Raw genomic sequence first — 16383 nt, 5'->3', positions numbered from 1 at the left:
GCGGGAGGCTATCCGGCGGCCCCCGCCCGTGGACGCGAAGGGCGGAGGTCCTCGTGCCCCCGGCTCGCGTGGGGGTCGGGCCGGGGGGCACGACCCGCGACGCTACGGGCCGTTCGCTACCGACAGGTACGGTCCTTGTTAACGGCCGGTAACCGGGGGTGCGGGGGCTCAGACCCGCAGGTCGGGCGCCTGCTCGCCGGTGGACAGGCCGAGCGATCGGCGGACGTCGACGGTCAGCGGGAGGGTCTTGGAAACCTGCGCCCGCGCCCGGCGGATGTCGCCCGCCACGTCGGTGCCGGTGGCGGCGGCGTCCCAGGCGGCGGCCGCCTGGGACTGCGCCTCGGCCAGCTTGCCGATCTTCGGCAGGACGTCGGCCGGCCAGTCCGCGGCCGGCGAGCCGAGCGCGAGCGCCTCGGTGCGGGAGGCGGTGGCCACCCGGCGGGCCCAGGCGCGGTGGTCCGCCTCCGCGGCGGAGACGTCCTTCTTCGGCTGGTCCAGGTAGACGTCGTTGAAGCCCCGGACCGCCTGCAGGTAGGCCAGCTGGGGCGCGGTCAGACGGCCCCGGTCGGTGCGGACGGTGCCCCGGTGCTGGTCGTCGCGGTCCTCGAAGGCGCAGGTGACGTACCGCTGGCCGGCCGCCCAGTTCCGCGCGGTCGGGTAGAGGTAGACGTCGTCCATGCCGTCCGGGACGGCCCACTGGTCGAGCGCGTAGTCGTCCAGCACCGTGCGGCACAGCCGGGCGGCCGACTCGCGGACCGCGCTCTCGCCCGGGTACGGGCCGTTGTCCGTGGGGAGCGTGGCGGTACCGGCCACCTCGCCGTGGTGCGGTTCGGCGCAGGCCACCCGGTGCACCCAGGACACCGTCTCGTCGCCGGCCCCGTCGGTGGCCGCGCCCCCGTCGGGGGAGCGGTAGCAGTCGCCGGCCTTGAGGTCGGACCAGTGGACCGCGCCGGCCGGGGCCTTCGGACTCTGGGCGAAGCGGCCGTCGCGCGCGGAGCTGAAGTCCCCCGCGCCCAGCAGCAGCGAGAGCAGCACGGTGCCGATCGCGCCGAGCACCACGCCGGTCACCGCCATGGCGTGGCCCTGCTCCTTGCGGCGCTTGATCTGGACCAGCGCCACGATGCCCAGGACCAGGGCCACCGGCGCCACCAGGACCAGGCCGGTCACCAGGGCGGCGACCGCGAAGCTGTTGGTGGCGGTCGGAGCGAGGGGCTGCGGGTACGGCTGGCCGGGCGGGAAGCCGGGCTGCATCCCGGGGTGGGGGCCCGGGTGGGGGCCGGGCCGGAAACCGGACTGGGCCGAGGGCGTGACGGAGGCCCAGCCGCCGGCGGGCAGCGGGTGCGGCGGCTGGGGCGGGGCGGCCGACGGCAGCGGGACGGCCTGCGGGTGCGGTGCCGCCGTGGCGGAAGCGGCGACCGGGGCGGGGGCGGCCCAGGGATCGGGCGCCGCCCAGGGGTCGGCGGGGGCCGCGGGACCGGACGGCTGCGCCGCGCCCGTGGGCGGGGCGGGAGCGGCGGGCGGGCCGGGCTCGGTGTCCGCCGGGGAGGCGGCCGGCTCGTCGGCCCGCCGGCCGAAGTCCACCCGCGGGTCCTGCCCCGCCGCCGGGGCCGCCACGGCCGCGCCGCCGTCCGCCCCCGCGTCCGCGCCGGTCCGCGCGAGCGGCTCCGGCCCCGGGGCGGACAGCTCGGACTCAGGCCTGGACACGTGGACTCCCCCTCCCGCCGGGGCGGGCATCGGCTCGGCGTTCGGCACCATGGCTCGGACCCGAACGGGCCCGGATGTGAACGGTCGCGCGACTTTACCCGATCGTTCCGACAGCGGTCCGGCCCGCCCGGGCCCCGCCCGCCCGCTCAGCCGCGGGCCAGGATCTCGCCGTGCAGCATCGAGAACCAGCCTTCCCCGGCGGCGCTCCACTCCCGCCAGCCGGCCACGATCCGTTCCACCTCCTCCTGCTCCGCGTAGCCCCGCTCGACCAGCGTCCGGCCGAGCGTCGTCCCGGCCACCCGGTCCGCCCACATCCCGCCCCACCAGGCGCGCTGCTCGGGCGTCGCGTACGTCCAGGTGCCGGCGCTCGCGGTGACCTCGGCGAAGCCGGCCGCGCGGGCCCAGGACAGCAGCCGGCGCCCGGCGTCCGGCTCGCCGCCGTTGGCGCGGGCGGTCCGCCGGTACAGCTCCAGCCACCGGTCCAGGGCGGGCACCTCGGGGAACCAGGTCATCGAGGCGTAGTCGACGTCCCGCACCGCGACCACGCCGCCAGGGGCCGTCACCCGCCGCATCTCGCGCAGCGCGGCCACCGGGTCGGCCACGTGCTGCAGCACCTGGTGGGCGTGCACCACGTCGAACTCGCCGTCGCGGTAGGGCAGTCGGTGCACATCGGCGCGTTCGAGGACCACCCCGGCCGCACCGCGCGCCGCCAGGTACCCGGCGGCCTGCTCCAGCACCTCGGCCGAGGTGTCCACGGCCACCACCCGGCCGCCCGGGCCGACCAGCCCGGCCAGGTCGGCGGTGATCGTGCCGGGCCCGCAGCCGATGTCCAGCAGGGCCATCCCCGGGCGCAGTTCGGGCAGCAGGTAGGCCGCCGAGTCGGCGGCGGTACGGGAGCGGTGCGAGCGCAGCACGGCCTCCTGGTGGCCGTGGGTGTAGACGGCGGAAGGCTGCGGTCCGGACATGCGGTCCCCCTGGGAGTGGTCGGCGTTCCGTTCTCCTCGACGCCCCCGACGCTACTCCTCGTCCCGCATTCCGAGAAATTCCGTCTCACATTCCGATCGGAGGGCGCCCGAGCGGCACCCGCCCGCCGTACCGTGGAGCCGCCCCCGACAGAACGGTCCCGCCCATGCCCGGCCAGCGCCCCTTCGTCCTGCTGAGCGCCGCCGTCTCGCTCGACGGCCACCTCGACGACGCCTCCCCCGACCGGCTGCTGCTCTCCAACGCCGCGGACTTCGACCGGGTGGACGAGGAGCGCGCGGCCGCCGACGCGATCCTGGTCGGCGGCAACACCCTGCGCGCCGACAACCCCCGCCTGCTGGTCAACGACCCCGCGCGCCGGGCCGCCCGACTGACGGCCGGCCGGCCCGAGCACCCCCTGAAGGTGACGCTCAGCGCGAGCGGCGACCTCGACGCCGGGCTGCGGTTCTGGCACACCGGCGGCGCCAAGCTCGCCTACACCACGGACACCGGCGCGGCGGCCCTGCGCCCCCGGCTGGACGGCCTGGCCGAGGTGGTCGCGCTCGGCGCCGCGGTGGACCTCGGCGCGGTGCTGGACGACCTGGGCGCCCGCGGGGTGCGCCGGCTGATGGTCGAGGGCGGCGGCGGCGTGCACACCCAGTTCCTCGCCCGGGGCCTCGCGGACGAGCTGCAGCTGGCCGTCGCCCCGCTGCTGGTCGGCCAGGCCGGGGCACCCAGGTTCGTCCGTCCGGCCGCCTTCCCCGGCGGTCCGACCCGACGGATGCGGCTGCTGGAGGCACGTACCGTGGGCGACGTCGTCCTGCTCAGGTACGCCCCGAAGGAGCCCGCGCCGTGAACCGCCCCGCGACCACCGACCTCGACCACCTGCGGCGGGCCGTCGAGCTCTCCCGCCGCTGCCCGCCCTCCGGGACGGCCTTCTCGGTCGGCGCGGTGATCGTCGGTGCCGACGGCGAGGTGCTGGCGGAGGCCCACAGCCGGGAGACGGACGCCCACGACCACGCCGAGGAGGCGGCCCTGGCCAAGCTGCCGACCGGCGATCCCCGGCTGCGCGGGGCGACCGTCTACAGCTCGCTGGAGCCCTGCGGGCAGCGCGCCTCGCGGCCGGTGCCGTGCGCCCGGCTGCTGATCGCGGCGGGCGTGCCGCGGGTGGTGGTCGCCTGGCGCGAACCGGACCTGTTCGTCACCGACTGCCAGGGCACCGCGCTGCTGGAGGCGGCCGGGGTCGAGGTGGTGGAGCTGCCGGAGCTCGCCGAGGAGGCCCGCGCGGTCAACGCCCACCTGCTCGGCTGATATTTTGTATAATTGAGAAACAAACTACGCGACGTCCCGTCCTCCGAGGAGCCCCATGCCCGCCGCCCCCGTCCGGCTGACCGCCCGCGCCGTCCTCCTGGACATGGACGGCACCCTGGTGAACTCCGACGCCGTGGTCGAGCGCTGCTGGGGCCGCTGGGCCGTGCGGCAGGGCCTGGACCCGGCCGAGGTGCTGGCCGTCGCCCACGGCCGCCAGGGCCACGCGACCATGGCCGCCCTGCTGCCCGACCGCCCGGTCGAGGTCAACCTCGCCGAGAACGAGCGGATGCTCGCCGAGGAGCGCGCCGACACCGAGGGCGTCGTCCCGGTCCCCGGCGCCGGGGCCTTCCTCGCCTCGCTGACCGGCCTCCCGCACGCCCTGGTCACCTCGGCCGACCAGCCGCTCGCCCGGGTCCGGATGGACGCCGCCGGCCTGCCGCTGCCGCCCGTCCTGGTCACCGCCGAGTCCGTCGGCGCCAGCAAGCCGGACCCGGAGGGCTTCCTCAAGGGCGCCGCCGCCCTCGGCTTCGACCCGGAGGACTGCCTGGCCTTCGAGGACTCCGGCGCGGGCATCGCCGCGGCGAAGGCCGCCGGCGTCCGCGTGGTCGGCGTCGGCCCCCGCGCCACCGCGCACCGCCCGGACGCCCACGCCGACACCCTCACCGCCGTCACCGTCACGGCCGGCCCGGACGGCCTGCTCACCGTCACCGTCGGCTGAGCCCACCCGCACCACCCGCCGAACGCCGGACCGCCCGGCCCCGTACGAACACGGGGCCGGGCGGCCCGGCCGGGCACCAGGCGATCAGGCGCCGGCACATCCAGGACCGCGCTCCGACCTGCACGACGGGGCGGGTGGACCAAGTCAGCACGGAAAAGAGATCGGGGCCCGCCTCACGGGAGGCGGGCCCCGTCCGACCTGCACATGCGACAGGTCGATCCATCTCTAAGTAATCAAACGATCACACGTTGAAGCGGAACTCCACCACGTCGCCGTCCTGCATGACGTACTCCTTGCCCTCGATGCGGGCCTTGCCCTTCGAGCGGGCCTCGGCGATGGAGCCGGCCTCGACCAGGTCGGCGAAGGAGATGACCTCGGCCTTGATGAAGCCCTTCTGGAAGTCGGTGTGGATGACACCGGCGGCCTCGGGGGCGGTGGCGCCCTTCTTGATGGTCCAGGCCCGGGTCTCCTTGGGGCCGGCCGTCAGGTAGGTCTGCAGGCCGAGGGTGTCGAAGCCGACCCGGGCGAGGGTGGCGAGGCCGGGCTCCTCCTGCCCCATCGACTGGAGGAGTTCGAGGGCCTCGGCGTCGTCCAGCTCGATCAGCTCGGACTCGATCTTGGCGTTGAGGAAGATCGCCTCGGCCGGGGCGACCAGCTCGCGCTGGGCCTTCTTGAAGTCCTCGTCGGCCAGCTCGTCCTCGTCCACGTTGAAGACGTAGAGGAAGGGCTTGGCGGTCAGCAGGTGGAGTTCGCGGATCGGGGCGGTGTCGAAGCCGGCCTCGAAGAGGGTCTTGCCGGTCTCCAGGATCGCCTGCGCGGCCTCGGCGGCGGCCAGCACCGGGGCGGTGTCCTTCTTGAGGCGCGCCTCCTTCTGCAGCCGCGGCAGGACCTTCTCGATGGTCTGGAGGTCGGCCAGGATCAGCTCGGTGTGGATGGTCTCGATGTCGTCCTTGGGCGACACCTTGCCGTCCACGTGCACCACGTCGGGGTCCGTGAAGGCCCGCACGACCTGGCAGATCGCGTCCGACTCGCGGATGTTGGCGAGGAACTTGTTGCCCAGGCCCTCGCCCTCGCTCGCGCCGCGCACGATGCCGGCGATGTCGACGAAGTCGACCGTGGCCGGGAGGATGCGCTGGGAGCCGAAGATCTCGGCGAGCTTGGCCAGCCGCGCGTCCGGGACGCCGACCACACCGACGTTCGGCTCGATGGTGGCGAACGGGTAGTTGGCCGCCAGCACGTCGTTCTTGGTCAGGGCGTTGAACAGGGTCGACTTGCCGACGTTCGGCAGACCGACGATTCCGATCGTGAGCGACATGAAGCGCAGTCCCGGGGGCTTGGAGGAGTTGGGTCGGCACCGTACGGGCCGACCCCCAAGTCTACGGGCAGCGCCCGCGGAGCCTCACGCCTCGGTCGCCGCCGCCCGGGGCTCCAGGAACTCCAGCCGGTTGCCGAGCGGATCCGCGCTGTGGAAGCGGCGGTGGCCGGGCAGCTCGTCGTCCCAGAGCACCTCGTGGCCGTGCGCCGCGAGGCGGTCGGCGAGCGCGTCCAGCGAGCGCACCAGGATGCCCGGGTGCCCCTTGCGGGCCGGACGGAAGTCGGGCGTCACACCCAGGTGCACCTCGACGCCGCCGCCGCGGAACCAGCAGCCGCCCCGGGCGGCCAGGACCGGCGGCTTCGCCAGCTCCGTCATGCCGAGCACGCCGGACCAGAACGCGCGGCACTCGTCCTCGGCGCCGGCCGGGATGTCGAGCTGGACGTGGTCGAACCGCTCGAAGGTGAAACCTGCCATGCGAGCCCCCGTGCGACGATCGGATGATCATGGTTCGTCGACTCGGCCGAGCGGGTCAGCCTGTCCGAGCGACGATCACATGACTACGCCATCCGGAGACACGGGACAAGGCCTGAACGGTCCATTACACAGTGTGGCGATGATCGGACCGTACGTTGGGCGGGTGGAGCAGAGCATCCGAACCCAGCCGCCAGGGCCCAGACGCCGTCCGCCGAACGGCGCGGCCGCAGCCGCCGTCCCCGGTCCAGGCCGGGCTCCCGAGACCGCGGCGCCCGCCCCCGCCTCCCGGCTGCGCCCGGTCGCCGGCCCCTCCGGCGCCGCCCGTCCGCCCGCCCCGCGGCTGCGGCTGCCGCTGCGCGGGCGCGCCGACGAGCAGCTGTACGGCCGCCGCCGGACCGGCCGGCCGACCCGGCTGACGGCCGTCGGCACGGGCGTGCTCGCCGTCCTGGCCACGCTCACGGTGGCGGGCGTGGACCGGCTGCTCTTCGACGACCTCGGCTGGCTGTTCGGCCTCGGCTACCTGGTGGTCTGCTTCCAGCTGGCCGTCCGGGTCCGCTCCGTCGACCTGCTGGCCGCGCCGATCAGCGGGCCGATCGCCTTCGCGCTGGCCTTGCTGCTGCTCGCGCCGGTCGACTCCCCGGGCGTCACCGCCCAGGTGGTCTCGCTGGCGACCGGGCTGGCGCTGCGGGCCGGCTGGCTGTTCTCCGGCACCGGGCTCGCCGCGCTGATCGTCCTCGCCCGCTTCATCGCCCAGCGCCGGATCCAGCGCTCCCGCTGACCCGGCCCGGCCCTGCCGGACACCGCCCCACCGGGAAGCGGGCCTCAGCCCGCCGCCCGGGCCGCAGCCATGGCCGCCCCCACGATCCCGGCGTCGTTGCGCAGCTCCGCCGGCACCACCCGCGCCTCGCGGTCCTTCAGCAGCGGCAGGAACTTCTCGTGCTTGCGGCTCACCCCGCCGCCCATCACGATCAGCTGCGGCGAGAACAGCATCTCCACCAGGTCCAGGTACTCGTCGACCCGCCCGGCCCACTGCTCCCAGGTCAGGTCGTGCCGGTCCTTGGCGGCCGAGGAGGCCCGGCGCTCGGCGTCCTTGCCGCGCAGCTCCAGGTGGCCCAGCTCGGTGTTGGGCACCAGCACGCCGTCCACGAAGAGCGCGCTGCCGATGCCGGTGCCGAAGGTGAGCACCAGGACGACCCCCGGCTGCTGCCGGCCCGCGCCGTGCGTCAGCTCGGCGAGCCCGGCCGCGTCCGCGTCGTTCAGGACGGTCACGGGCAGGTCCAGCGCCTCGCGGAACAGGCCCTCCGCGTCCACCCCGATCCAGCCCTTGTCCACGTTGGCCGCCGTCCTGGTCCGGCCGCCGACCACCACCCCGGGGAAGGTCAGCCCGACCGGGCCCCGGTGGTCGAAGTGGCGGACCACCTCGCGGACGGCGGCGACCACGGCCTCGGGGGCGGACGGCTGCGGGGTGAGCACCTTGTGGCGCTCCTCGGCGAGCACGCCCCGGGCGAGGTCGACCGGCGCGCCCTTGATCCCCGAGCCGCCGATGTCCACGCCGAATACCGCCGTCATCACGTTCCACCCTCCTCCGGGGCCGCGCACCGGTCTGTCCACAGCCTGTGCACAAAGCTACGAGAGGGCGCGCGGGCCCGCACAGCAGAAGGCCCGGTACCCCGCACGGGGGTACCGGGCCTTCCGGTGTCGTCAGAGCTTGCCCGCCGCCTCGGCGCGCAGGTCGCGGCGCAGTTCCTTGGGCAGCGAGAAGGTCAGGTGCTCCTCGGCGGTCTTGACCGTCTCGACCGTGTCGTAACCGCGGGCGGCCAGGAATTCGAGCACGCCGTCCACCAGGACCTCCGGCACCGAGGCGCCGCTGGTCAGGCCGACGGTGGTGACGCCCTCCAGCCACTCCTCGCGGATCTCCTCGGCGAAGTCCACCAGGTGGGCGGCCTTGGCGCCGTACTCCAGGCCCACCTCGACCAGGCGGACCGAGTTGGAGGAGTTCTTGGAGCCGACCACGATCAGCAGGTCGGCCTCGGGGGCCAGCTGCTTCACCGCGACCTGGCGGTTCTGGGTCGCGTAGCAGATGTCGTCGCTGGGCGGGCTGACCAGCGCCGGGAAGCGCTTCTTCAGCTCGCCGACGGTGGCCATGGTCTCGTCCACCGACAGGGTGGTCTGGGACAGCCACACGACCCGGGACTCGTCCCGGACCTTCACGTTGGCGACGTCCTCCGCGCCGTCCACCAGGTGGATCCGGTCCGGCGCCTCGCCCATGGTGCCGATGACCTCCTCGTGGCCCTCGTGGCCCACCAGCAGGATGTCGTAGCCCTCGTCGGCGAAGCGCACGGCCTCCTTGTGCACCTTGGTGACCAGCGGGCAGGTGGCGTCGACGGTGGCGAGCTTGCCGGCCCGCGCCTCGTCGTGGACGGACGGGGCGACCCCGTGCGCGGAGAAGACCACGATCGAGCCCTCGGGCACCTCCTCCGTCTCGTCGACGAAGATCGCGCCCTTCTTCTCCAGGGTCTGCACCACGTACTTGTTGTGGACGATCTGCTTGCGGACGTAGATGGGTGCCCCGTACTGCTCCAGGGCCTTCTCCACGGCGATCACGGCGCGGTCGACACCCGCGCAGTAGCCCCGGGGGGCGGCGAGCAGGACACGGCGCGGCGCGGTGTTGGACATGGCTCCATCGTACGGGCGGCTGCGGGTGGCGCCGCCCGCAGCCGCGAGCCGCGCGGATGGCGGACACATTCCACGCCGACCCGGTCACAGGTGATCGAATGTGGTGCCTATGAGCCCTGTGAGCGAGCGGACGACGCCCGGCGGTCTGCGCCGCAGCCTGGGCGTCCGCGATCTGATGGTCTACGGACTGCTGTTCATCGCCCCGATGGCCCCGGTCGGCGTCTTCGGCGTGCTGGACGCCAAGAGCCACGGCGCCGTCGCCACGGTCTACCTGGTCGCGACCGTCGCGATGGGCTTCACCGCCTTCTCGTACGCCCAGATGGTGCGCGCGGTGCCGCAGACCGGCTCGGTGTTCGCCTACGCGCGGGCCGGGCTGGGCGAGGGGCCAGGGTTCATCGCCGGGTGGATGGCGATGCTCGACTACCTGCTGATCCCGGCGGTGGCGTACCTGTTCGCCGGGATCGCGCTGCACTCGCTGGTGCCGGACGTCTCGCGCTGGCTGTGGACGGCGGTCGCGGTCGTGGTGACCACCGCGCTCAACCTGATCGGGGTGCGGACGGCCGCGGTCGTCGGCTTCGCCGTGCTCGCGCTGGAGATCGTGGTGCTCGCGGTGTTCCTGGTGGCGGCCGTCGTCGCGCTGGCCCAGGACGGCGCCCGGCGCGGCTGGGACACCCCGTTCACCGCCGTCGGCGACTTCTCGCCGACCGCGGTGGTCTCGGCGGTGTCCGTCGCCGTGCTCTCCTACCTGGGCTTCGACGCGATCGCGACCTTCGTGGAGGAGGCGGTCGGCGCCTCGGCGGCGGTGGCCCGGGCGGTGCTCCTGTGCCTGGCGCTGGCCGGGGTGCTGTTCGTCGCGCAGACCTACCTGGCGGCGCTGCTGGAGCCGCTCGCGCCGCGGCAGCTGGCCGCCGACCCGGCCGCGCAGGGCTCGGCCTTCTACGACACCGTGGAGAGCGGGATCGGGCACTGGCTGCACGTCCTGGTGGCGGCCGGCAAGGCGATCGGCGCGGCCTTCGCGGCCCTGGCCGGGCAGGCGGCGGCCGCCCGGCTGGTCTACGCGATGGCCCGGGAGGGGCGACTGCCCCGGGTCCTCGACGCGGTCGACCCGGGCAGCGCGGTGCCGCGCCGGGCGCTGCTGACGGCCGCCGCGATCACCATGGCGGCGGCCGTCTGGGCGGCGAACCGGGACGACGGGCTGGACCAGCTGACCTCCGTGGTGAACATGGGCGCGCTGACCGCGTTCGCGCTGCTGCACGCCTCGGTGATCGGCTGGTACGCGGTGCGGCACGGCTCGCGGGACCGGCTGCGGCACGTGGTCGTCCCGCTGCTGGGGATCGCGGTGATCGGCGCGGTGGTCCGCGAGGCCTCGACCACCGCGCAGCTGGCCGGGCTGGTCTGGCTGGCGGCCGGACTGGTGGTGCTCGGAGTGCAGGGTTCGCCGGGAGGTGTCGGCGGGCGCCGCTAGCCTCGTACGCATGGCCAACACCAGCTCCCCCGAAGCCCCGCTCCCGGTCGGCAAGGTCTCCGCGCTGATCGGCGGCTGGATCGACCGGCTCGGCGCGGTGTGGGTGGAGGGGCAGATCACCCAGCTCAGCCGGCGGCCGGGCGCGGGCGTGGTGTTCCTGACGCTGCGCGACCCGCAGGCGGACGTGTCGCTCACGGTGACGTGCTTCCGCTCGGTGTTCGAGCAGGTCGCGGACGTCGTGCAGGAGGGCTCGCGGGTCGTCGTGCACGCCAAGCCGGAGTGGTACGCGGCGCGCGGGCAGCTGTCGCTGCGCGCCGCGGAGATCCGGCCGGTGGGGCTGGGCGAGCTGCTGGCCCGGCTGGAGCAGCTGAAGCGCCGGCTCGCCGGGGAGGGCCTGTTCGCGGCCGAGCGCAAGAAGCCCCTGCCGTTCCTGCCGCAGTGCGTCGGGCTGGTCACCGGGCGGGGCTCGGCGGCCGAGCGGGACGTGCTGGAGAACGCCCGGCGGCGCTGGCCGGCCGTCCGCTTCGAGGTGCGCAACGTCCCGGTGCAGGGCATCAGCGCGGTGGAGCGGGTGAGCGCGGCGGTGCGGGAGCTGGACGAGCACCCCGAGGTGGACGTGATCGTCGTGGCCCGCGGCGGCGGCAGCGTGGAGGACCTGCTGCCGTTCTCCGACGAGGGGCTGGTGCGGCTGGTCGCGGCCGCCCGGACGCCGGTGGTGAGCGCGATCGGGCACGAACCGGACCAGCCGCTGCTGGACTTCGTCGCCGACCTGCGCGCCTCCACCCCGACCGATGCCGCCAAACGGGTGGTTCCGGACGTCGGCGAGGAGCTGGCCAAGGTGCGCCAGCTGCGCGACCGCGCCCGCCGGCACGTCCTGGGCCGGGTCGAGCGCGAGCAGCACGGGCTGGACGGGCTGCGCAGCCGTCCGGCGCTGGCCGCTCCGCACCGGATGCTGGACGGGCGCGGCCAGGAGGTGGAGGGCCTGCTGGAGCGGGCCCGCCGCACCCTGCGGCACCGGCTGGACCACGCGCAGAGCGACCTCGGGCACACCCTGGCCCGGGTGGTCGCGCTGTCCCCGGCGGCCACCCTGGAGCGCGGCTACGCGGTGCTCCAGCGGGCGGACGGCACGGTGGTGACCGACCCCGGCCAGACCGCGCCCGGCGAGGCCCTGCACGCCCGGGTGGCGGGCGGCGGCTTCGGGGTCACCGTGGCCGCGGAGGACTAGCAGGGCCGGCGGTGTCCGTGCCACCCCCTACGCTGGCACGCATGGCAGAGCAGCAGGAGCAGCAGGACGCGGCGGCGCCGACCGCGGACGACGCGCTGGGCTACGAGCACGCCCGGGACGCGCTGCTGGACGTCGTCCGGCAGCTGGAGAACGGCGGGACGTCGCTGGAGGAGTCGCTGGCCCTGTGGGAGCGCGGCGAGCAGTTGGCGAAGGTGTGCCAGCGCTGGCTGGACGGCGCCCGGGCACGGCTGGACGCGGCGCTGGCCGCCGAGGAGGGCGGGGCCCCGGGCGAACGGTGAGGCGGGCCGGGCGGGTCCGAGCCGCACCGCCGGGAGTGATGCGGGTCACATGCACTTGAGGAATAGTTGAATATTCACCTATGTTGGAGGAGGTGATCGGCCGCGACCGGTCGCCCCCGACGTACTCCCCCCCTCCCGCATGAGGTGCAGAAGCATGACCACCGACGCCCTGGTACTCGACGCCGCCGCTCAGGACCTGCTGTTCCGCGAGGCCCGCACCGCGAACACCTTCACCGACGAGCCGGTCTCCGACGAGCAGATCCAGGCGATCTACGACCTGGTCAAGTTCGGCCCGACCGCGTTCAACCAGCAGCCGCTGCGCGTCGTCCTGGTCCGCTCGGCCGAGGGCCGCGAGCGCCTCGTCCGGCACATGGCGGACGGCAACAAGGCCAAGACCGCCGCCGCCCCGCTGGTCGCCATCCTGGCCGCGGACAACGAGTTCCACGAGGAGCTGCCGACCCAGCTCCCGCACTTCCCGCAGGCCAAGGACATGTTCTTCTCGGAGCGCAGCGTCCGTGAGCAGTCCGCCACGCTGAACGGCGCCCTGCAGGCCGCCTACTTCATCATCGGCGTGCGCGCCGCCGGCCTGGCCGCCGGCCCGATGACCGGCTACGACGCCGACGGCCTCAACAAGGAGTTCTTCGGCGACGGCGACCACTCGGTGCTGGCCGTGGTCAACATCGGCAAGCCGGGCGAGGACGCCTGGTTCCCGCGTTCGCCGCGCCTGGAGTACGACGAGGTCGTCACCACCGTCTGACCCGCCCCGCGCGAAGGGCCCCGCACCGGTTCGTCCGGTGCGGGGCCCTTCCGCGTCACCGCCGCCGCTCGCCGCGCTACTTGAGCGCCTGCGCCAGCTCGGCCAGTTCCTCGTAGGAGGCGGTGCCGGTGAGCACGGTCGCGCCGGGGCCGCCCTGCGCGGCCAGCGCGCGGGCCTTCTCGCCCTGCACGCGGTCCCAGGTGCGGCCGGCCACGTCGGAGGTGCCGTCCGGCTTGCCGCCCGCGACCTTGTCGGCCAGCAGCGCGTCGCGCGACACGTCGGTCTGCTCGACCGCCGCGTACTGGCCGGAGGGCGTCACGAAGCCCAGGTGCCAGGCGTTGCCCTTGCCGTTGTTCTGGTCGGCCGGCCGGTAGCTGACCGAGGTGGCCCGCCACTTGTCGGACAGGCCCTCAGGGGCGAGCAGCGGGTACGGCGCGGCACGCTTCGCGGTGGCCGCGGCCACCCTGTACTCGACCACGTGCACCGGGTCGCTGTTGGCGTCGTGCGGGAGGAACAGGTACCCGACCCAGACGACGAAACCGACCGCCAGCATCGACAGGACCATGTCCCGTACGGTCTGGCGACCCCTCATGCCCTTGCTCTCTGCAGCCACCCCCACATGGTGACTCATCCACATCCGGGGGCGGCCACCCGGGGTGTCCACGTACGGGTGAAGCGGGACGAACCGGCGCTTTTCGCCGAGGAGCGGCGACCCGCGCCACAGACAGTCATCTCGTGGGCAGATACGATCGCAGGACCCTCACCACGGCGTTCGACCAGGCAGTAGTCGGGCGCTCACTGGCCGTCGCGTACAGAGAGGTAACGACGATGACCACGCAGTACCCGCACCACCTTCCCAGTGCCCTGGAGGTCGCGCCCGAGGCCCCGGACCGGAACCTCGCGCTCGAACTCGTCCGGGTCACCGAGGCGGCCGCGATGGCCGCCGGCCGGTGGGTCGGACGTGGCGACAAGAACGGCGCGGACGGCGCAGCCGTCAAGGCGATGCGCACCCTCGTCTCGACCGTCTCGATGAACGGCGTGGTCGTCATCGGCGAGGGCGAGAAGGACGAGGCCCCGATGCTCTACAACGGCGAGCGGGTCGGCGACGGCACCGGCGCCGAGTGCGACGTCGCGGTCGACCCGGTGGACGGCACCACCCTCACCGCCAAGGGCATGAACAACGCCGTGGCCGTGCTGGCGGTGGCCGACCGCGGCACCATGTTCGACCCCAGCGCCGTGTTCTACATGGACAAGCTGGTGGCCGGGCCGGAGGCCGCCGAGTTCGTCGACATCACCGCCCCGGCGGCGGTCAACATCCGCCGGGTCGCCAAGGCCAAGGGCAGCGCCGTCGAGGACGTCACCGTCGTGGTGCTCGACCGCCCGCGCCACGACGGCCTGGTCCGGGAGATCCGCGAGGCGGGCGCCCGGATCAAGTTCATCTCCGACGGCGACGTGGCCGGCGCCATCATGGCCGCCCGCGAGGGCACCGGCGTCGACCTGCTGATGGGCATCGGCGGCACCCCGGAGGGCATCATCGCGGCCTGCGCGATGAAGTGCATGGGCGGCGTGATCCAGGGCCGGCTGTGGCCCAAGGACGACGCCGAGCGGCAGAAGGCCATGGACGCCGGGCACGACCTGGACCGGGTGCTCACCACGGACGACCTGGTCAGCGGCGAGAACGTGTTCTTCGTCGCCACCGGCATCACCGACGGCGAGCTGCTGCGCGGGGTGCACTACCGCTCGGAGACCGCCACCACCAGCTCCCTGGTGATGCGCTCCAAGAGCGGCACGATCCGCGAGATCAACTCCACCCACAAGCTCGCGAAGCTGCGGGCCTACAGCGCGATCGACTTCGACCGCGCCAACTGACGCACCGGCGACGACGCGTCCTGCGGACAGCAGGCGGCGGCCCCGGCGGGGATCCTCCCCCGTCGGGGCCGCGGCGCGTCCGGCCCCGGGGCTCGGCTCCTCGGGGCCGCCTCCGGGGTCTTCGACCCGCCGTCACCCGGCTATCCGGCGCCGCGCGGCCGCCGTCACCCGGGTCGCCTCGCGCAGCTCCGCATCCCGGCGGCGGCGCCGGGCCAGCACCACCCTCCGCTCGGCGGCCGTCAGCCCGCCCCAGACGCCGTACGGCTCCGGCTGGGCCAGCGCGTGCTCGCGGCACTCCAGCAGCACGGGGCAGCGGGCACACACCTGCTTGGCCTGCTCCTCCCGGGACAACCGGGCAGCGGTCGGCTCCTTGGAGGGCGCGAAGAACAACCCGACCTCGTCCCGCCGGCACGCCGCACCGGTGTGCCAGGGGTTGTCCTCGCCCGCGGGGGCACCCGCCTGGCCGCCCGGGGGCTGCGGCTGCGGACGGACGTCGGGACGGCGCTCCAGCAGCTGGGCGGCGGCGACTGGCGAGGTGGTGCGGGACTCCATCGGATGCAGCACGGCCGTACTCCTGACGAGGCTCTCGGACACGGGGAACCCTCGCTCCCCTGCCCGGCTGCGAGCCCCCGCTGTCCAACCTCCCGGAACGGCCGCTGGGCCGCCTCCGGTGCGCAGCCGTACAAGAAGCGATGTGCGGAAGGAACTACCCCGCCCCGCTCCGATTCATGCACACTGCACGCAATCGACTACGGAGTGCACTCGGCGCAACGTCGAGCGCCCGACCGGGAGTTGGCTCCCGGCCGGGCGCTGTGCAGGTCAACGGGGATCAGCGCTGTGCAGGTCAACGGGGATCAGTCGGTGCCGAGTTGGCGGCGGACCCACTCCTTGAGCTTCTTGCCCCGGCGCGGCTTGGCGGTGCAACCGCCGAACAGGGCAAGGCCCTTGACCCGGACAACCGGAGCGTACGGGTCCGCCGCGGTCTGCTCGCGGACGTCGAAACCGCCGAACAGGCCGACCCCGGCGCCCTGCAGGCTGACGTTCTCCGGCACCCGGACCTCGACCCCGCCGAACACCGCCACCACCACGATCTCCACCTCGGGAGACTCGAAGACGGCGTCGCTCAGGTCGATCTCCACGCCGCCGAACGCGGCGAAGGCCTTCAGCTGCGAACCCACCCGCCAGCGGCCCTTGCGGGACGCGCCGCCGAAGATCGCCACCACGGCCGGCGACTCCTGGCGGGCGGGCGGCTGGGGCGGCGCCGCCGGTGCGCCCAGCGGCTGCTTCTCGAAGGACAGCGGGCGGGCCGGCAGGTCCCGGGTCAGCGGTGCGAGGTCGCCGAAGGTCTTGGCGGCGTACGCGGCCTCGATCCGCTCCGCGTGCTCGTCCGCGTCCAGGCGCCCCTCCGCGTAGGCGTCCCGCAGCAGTTCCGCGATCCGCTCGCGGTCGGCGTCCGAGACGCGCATCTGCGCCTGCGGGACCGGCGCGTGCGACGGCCGCGACTCCGGCTTCGCCTCCGGCCTGGCCTCGGGCTCGAGTTCGGACTTGGTCATCGGTACGGGCGCCGGCACCGGCTGCCCCGGATCGTCGTGCGACGGCGAGTTGTCCAC

16 protein-coding genes and 1 pseudogene are annotated in these 16383 nt (G+C 74.4%); 8 read left to right on the top strand and 9 right to left on the bottom strand.

Annotated features, from left to right (window positions below):
- Positions 1-168: 168 nt before the first annotated feature.
- Together ACZ6Y7_RS13835 and ACZ6Y7_RS13830 are read right to left on the bottom strand one after the other, a co-directional pair.
- Positions 169-1704, bottom strand: coding sequence for a DUF4190 domain-containing protein (locus ACZ6Y7_RS13835; RefSeq protein WP_465758119.1), 1536 nt, complete (start codon positions 1702-1704; stop codon positions 169-171).
- Positions 1705-1850: 146 nt separating this feature from the next.
- A complete protein-coding gene (locus ACZ6Y7_RS13830) occupies positions 1851-2669 on the bottom strand; it encodes a methyltransferase domain-containing protein (RefSeq protein WP_465758118.1) in 819 nt (272 codons plus the stop codon).
- A gap of 164 nt (positions 2670-2833) precedes the next feature.
- On the opposite strand from ACZ6Y7_RS13830, the pseudogene ACZ6Y7_RS13825 reads away from it, so the two are divergent.
- Positions 2834-3975 (top strand): annotated as a pseudogene (locus ACZ6Y7_RS13825) (dihydrofolate reductase family protein).
- 55 nt (positions 3976-4030) lie between these two features.
- On the top strand, positions 4031-4693 hold the full coding sequence (locus ACZ6Y7_RS13820; protein ID WP_465758117.1) for an HAD-IA family hydrolase: 663 nt from the start codon (positions 4031-4033) through the stop codon (positions 4691-4693).
- A 241-nt stretch (positions 4694-4934) separates the two neighbouring features.
- On the opposite strand, the gene ychF is transcribed toward ACZ6Y7_RS13820, so the two are convergent.
- Both ychF and ACZ6Y7_RS13810 read right to left on the bottom strand, forming a co-directional pair.
- On the bottom strand, positions 4935-6008 hold the full coding sequence (ychF, locus tag ACZ6Y7_RS13815; RefSeq protein ID WP_465758116.1) for a redox-regulated ATPase YchF: 1074 nt from the start codon (positions 6006-6008) through the stop codon (positions 4935-4937).
- 84 nt (positions 6009-6092) lie between these two features.
- A complete protein-coding gene (locus ACZ6Y7_RS13810) occupies positions 6093-6482 on the bottom strand; it encodes a VOC family protein (protein WP_465758115.1) in 390 nt (129 codons plus the stop codon).
- 163 nt (positions 6483-6645) lie between these two features.
- Between ACZ6Y7_RS13810 and ACZ6Y7_RS13805 the strand changes: the two genes are divergently transcribed.
- Positions 6646-7260, top strand: a complete 615-nt coding sequence (locus tag ACZ6Y7_RS13805) for a DUF6542 domain-containing protein (RefSeq protein ID WP_465758114.1) — start codon at positions 6646-6648, stop codon at positions 7258-7260.
- A 44-nt stretch (positions 7261-7304) separates the two neighbouring features.
- Here ACZ6Y7_RS13805 and ppgK read toward each other — a convergent pair whose 3' ends face one another.
- On the bottom strand, positions 7305-8051 hold the full coding sequence (gene ppgK, locus ACZ6Y7_RS13800; RefSeq protein WP_465758113.1) for a polyphosphate--glucose phosphotransferase: 747 nt from the start codon (positions 8049-8051) through the stop codon (positions 7305-7307).
- Between the two features lie 132 nt (positions 8052-8183).
- Positions 8184-9158 (bottom strand): 4-hydroxy-3-methylbut-2-enyl diphosphate reductase, encoded by a 975-nt coding sequence (locus tag ACZ6Y7_RS13795; RefSeq protein ID WP_465758112.1) that lies wholly within the window; start codon positions 9156-9158, stop codon positions 8184-8186.
- A 109-nt stretch (positions 9159-9267) separates the two neighbouring features.
- Here ACZ6Y7_RS13795 and ACZ6Y7_RS13790 point away from each other — a divergent pair, with 109 nt between their 5' ends.
- The 4 genes from ACZ6Y7_RS13790 to ACZ6Y7_RS13775 all read left to right on the top strand — a co-directional run bounded on the left by ACZ6Y7_RS13790 (position 9268) and on the right by ACZ6Y7_RS13775 (position 12904).
- Positions 9268-10623, top strand: coding sequence for an APC family permease (locus ACZ6Y7_RS13790; protein WP_465758111.1), 1356 nt, complete (start codon positions 9268-9270; stop codon positions 10621-10623).
- Positions 10624-10633: 10 nt separating this feature from the next.
- On the top strand, positions 10634-11848 hold the full coding sequence (gene xseA, locus ACZ6Y7_RS13785; RefSeq protein WP_465758110.1) for an exodeoxyribonuclease VII large subunit: 1215 nt from the start codon (positions 10634-10636) through the stop codon (positions 11846-11848).
- Between the two features lie 41 nt (positions 11849-11889).
- A complete protein-coding gene (locus tag ACZ6Y7_RS13780) occupies positions 11890-12147 on the top strand; it encodes an exodeoxyribonuclease VII small subunit (protein ID WP_465758109.1) in 258 nt (85 codons plus the stop codon).
- Between the two features lie 154 nt (positions 12148-12301).
- Positions 12302-12904: a malonic semialdehyde reductase gene (locus ACZ6Y7_RS13775; RefSeq protein ID WP_465758108.1), complete on the top strand. Its 603-nt coding sequence runs from the start codon at positions 12302-12304 to the stop codon at positions 12902-12904.
- A 76-nt stretch (positions 12905-12980) separates the two neighbouring features.
- Here the strand turns inward: ACZ6Y7_RS13775 and ACZ6Y7_RS13770 are convergent, their stop codons facing one another.
- Positions 12981-13517 carry a DUF4245 domain-containing protein gene (locus tag ACZ6Y7_RS13770; protein WP_465758107.1) on the bottom strand — a complete coding sequence of 179 codons (537 nt, stop codon included), beginning with the start codon at positions 13515-13517 and terminating at the stop codon, positions 12981-12983.
- 215 nt (positions 13518-13732) lie between these two features.
- On the opposite strand from ACZ6Y7_RS13770, the gene glpX reads away from it, so the two are divergent.
- The gene (gene glpX / locus ACZ6Y7_RS13765) at positions 13733-14773 is read left to right on the top strand and encodes a class II fructose-bisphosphatase (RefSeq protein ID WP_465758106.1); all 1041 of its coding nucleotides are present in this window, start codon (positions 13733-13735) and stop codon (positions 14771-14773) included.
- 132 nt (positions 14774-14905) lie between these two features.
- On the opposite strand, the gene ACZ6Y7_RS13760 is transcribed toward glpX, so the two are convergent.
- Together ACZ6Y7_RS13760 and ACZ6Y7_RS13755 are read right to left on the bottom strand one after the other, a co-directional pair.
- The gene (locus ACZ6Y7_RS13760; protein ID WP_465758381.1) at positions 14906-15325 is read right to left on the bottom strand and encodes a WhiB family transcriptional regulator; all 420 of its coding nucleotides are present in this window, start codon (positions 15323-15325) and stop codon (positions 14906-14908) included.
- 302 nt (positions 15326-15627) lie between these two features.
- Positions 15628-16383 carry a DUF1707 SHOCT-like domain-containing protein gene (locus ACZ6Y7_RS13755; RefSeq protein ID WP_465758105.1) on the bottom strand — a complete coding sequence of 252 codons (756 nt, stop codon included), beginning with the start codon at positions 16381-16383 and terminating at the stop codon, positions 15628-15630.

Source organism: Kitasatospora sp. NPDC053308, assembly GCF_055585785.1.
The sequence above is the reverse complement of the archived record's forward strand: the minus strand, read 5'-3'. Positions and strand labels throughout refer to the sequence as shown.

Coding starts and splice junctions, on each gene's coding strand:
- ACZ6Y7_RS13830 (WP_465758118.1), bottom strand. CDS start 2,669: ATGTCCGGACCGCAGCCTTCCGCCGTCTACACCCACGGCCACCAGGAG.
- ACZ6Y7_RS13820 (WP_465758117.1), top strand. CDS start 4,031: ATGCCCGCCGCCCCCGTCCGGCTGACCGCCCGCGCCGTCCTCCTGGAC.
- ychF (WP_465758116.1), bottom strand. CDS start 6,008: ATGTCGCTCACGATCGGAATCGTCGGTCTGCCGAACGTCGGCAAGTCG.
- ACZ6Y7_RS13810 (WP_465758115.1), bottom strand. CDS start 6,482: ATGGCAGGTTTCACCTTCGAGCGGTTCGACCACGTCCAGCTCGACATC.
- ppgK (WP_465758113.1), bottom strand. CDS start 8,051: ATGACGGCGGTATTCGGCGTGGACATCGGCGGCTCGGGGATCAAGGGC.
- ACZ6Y7_RS13795 (WP_465758112.1), bottom strand. CDS start 9,158: ATGTCCAACACCGCGCCGCGCCGTGTCCTGCTCGCCGCCCCCCGGGGC.
- ACZ6Y7_RS13790 (WP_465758111.1), top strand. CDS start 9,268: ATGAGCCCTGTGAGCGAGCGGACGACGCCCGGCGGTCTGCGCCGCAGC.
- xseA (WP_465758110.1), top strand. CDS start 10,634: ATGGCCAACACCAGCTCCCCCGAAGCCCCGCTCCCGGTCGGCAAGGTC.
- ACZ6Y7_RS13780 (WP_465758109.1), top strand. CDS start 11,890: ATGGCAGAGCAGCAGGAGCAGCAGGACGCGGCGGCGCCGACCGCGGAC.
- ACZ6Y7_RS13775 (WP_465758108.1), top strand. CDS start 12,302: ATGACCACCGACGCCCTGGTACTCGACGCCGCCGCTCAGGACCTGCTG.
- glpX (WP_465758106.1), top strand. CDS start 13,733: ATGACCACGCAGTACCCGCACCACCTTCCCAGTGCCCTGGAGGTCGCG.
- ACZ6Y7_RS13760 (WP_465758381.1), bottom strand. CDS start 15,325: ATGGAGTCCCGCACCACCTCGCCAGTCGCCGCCGCCCAGCTGCTGGAG.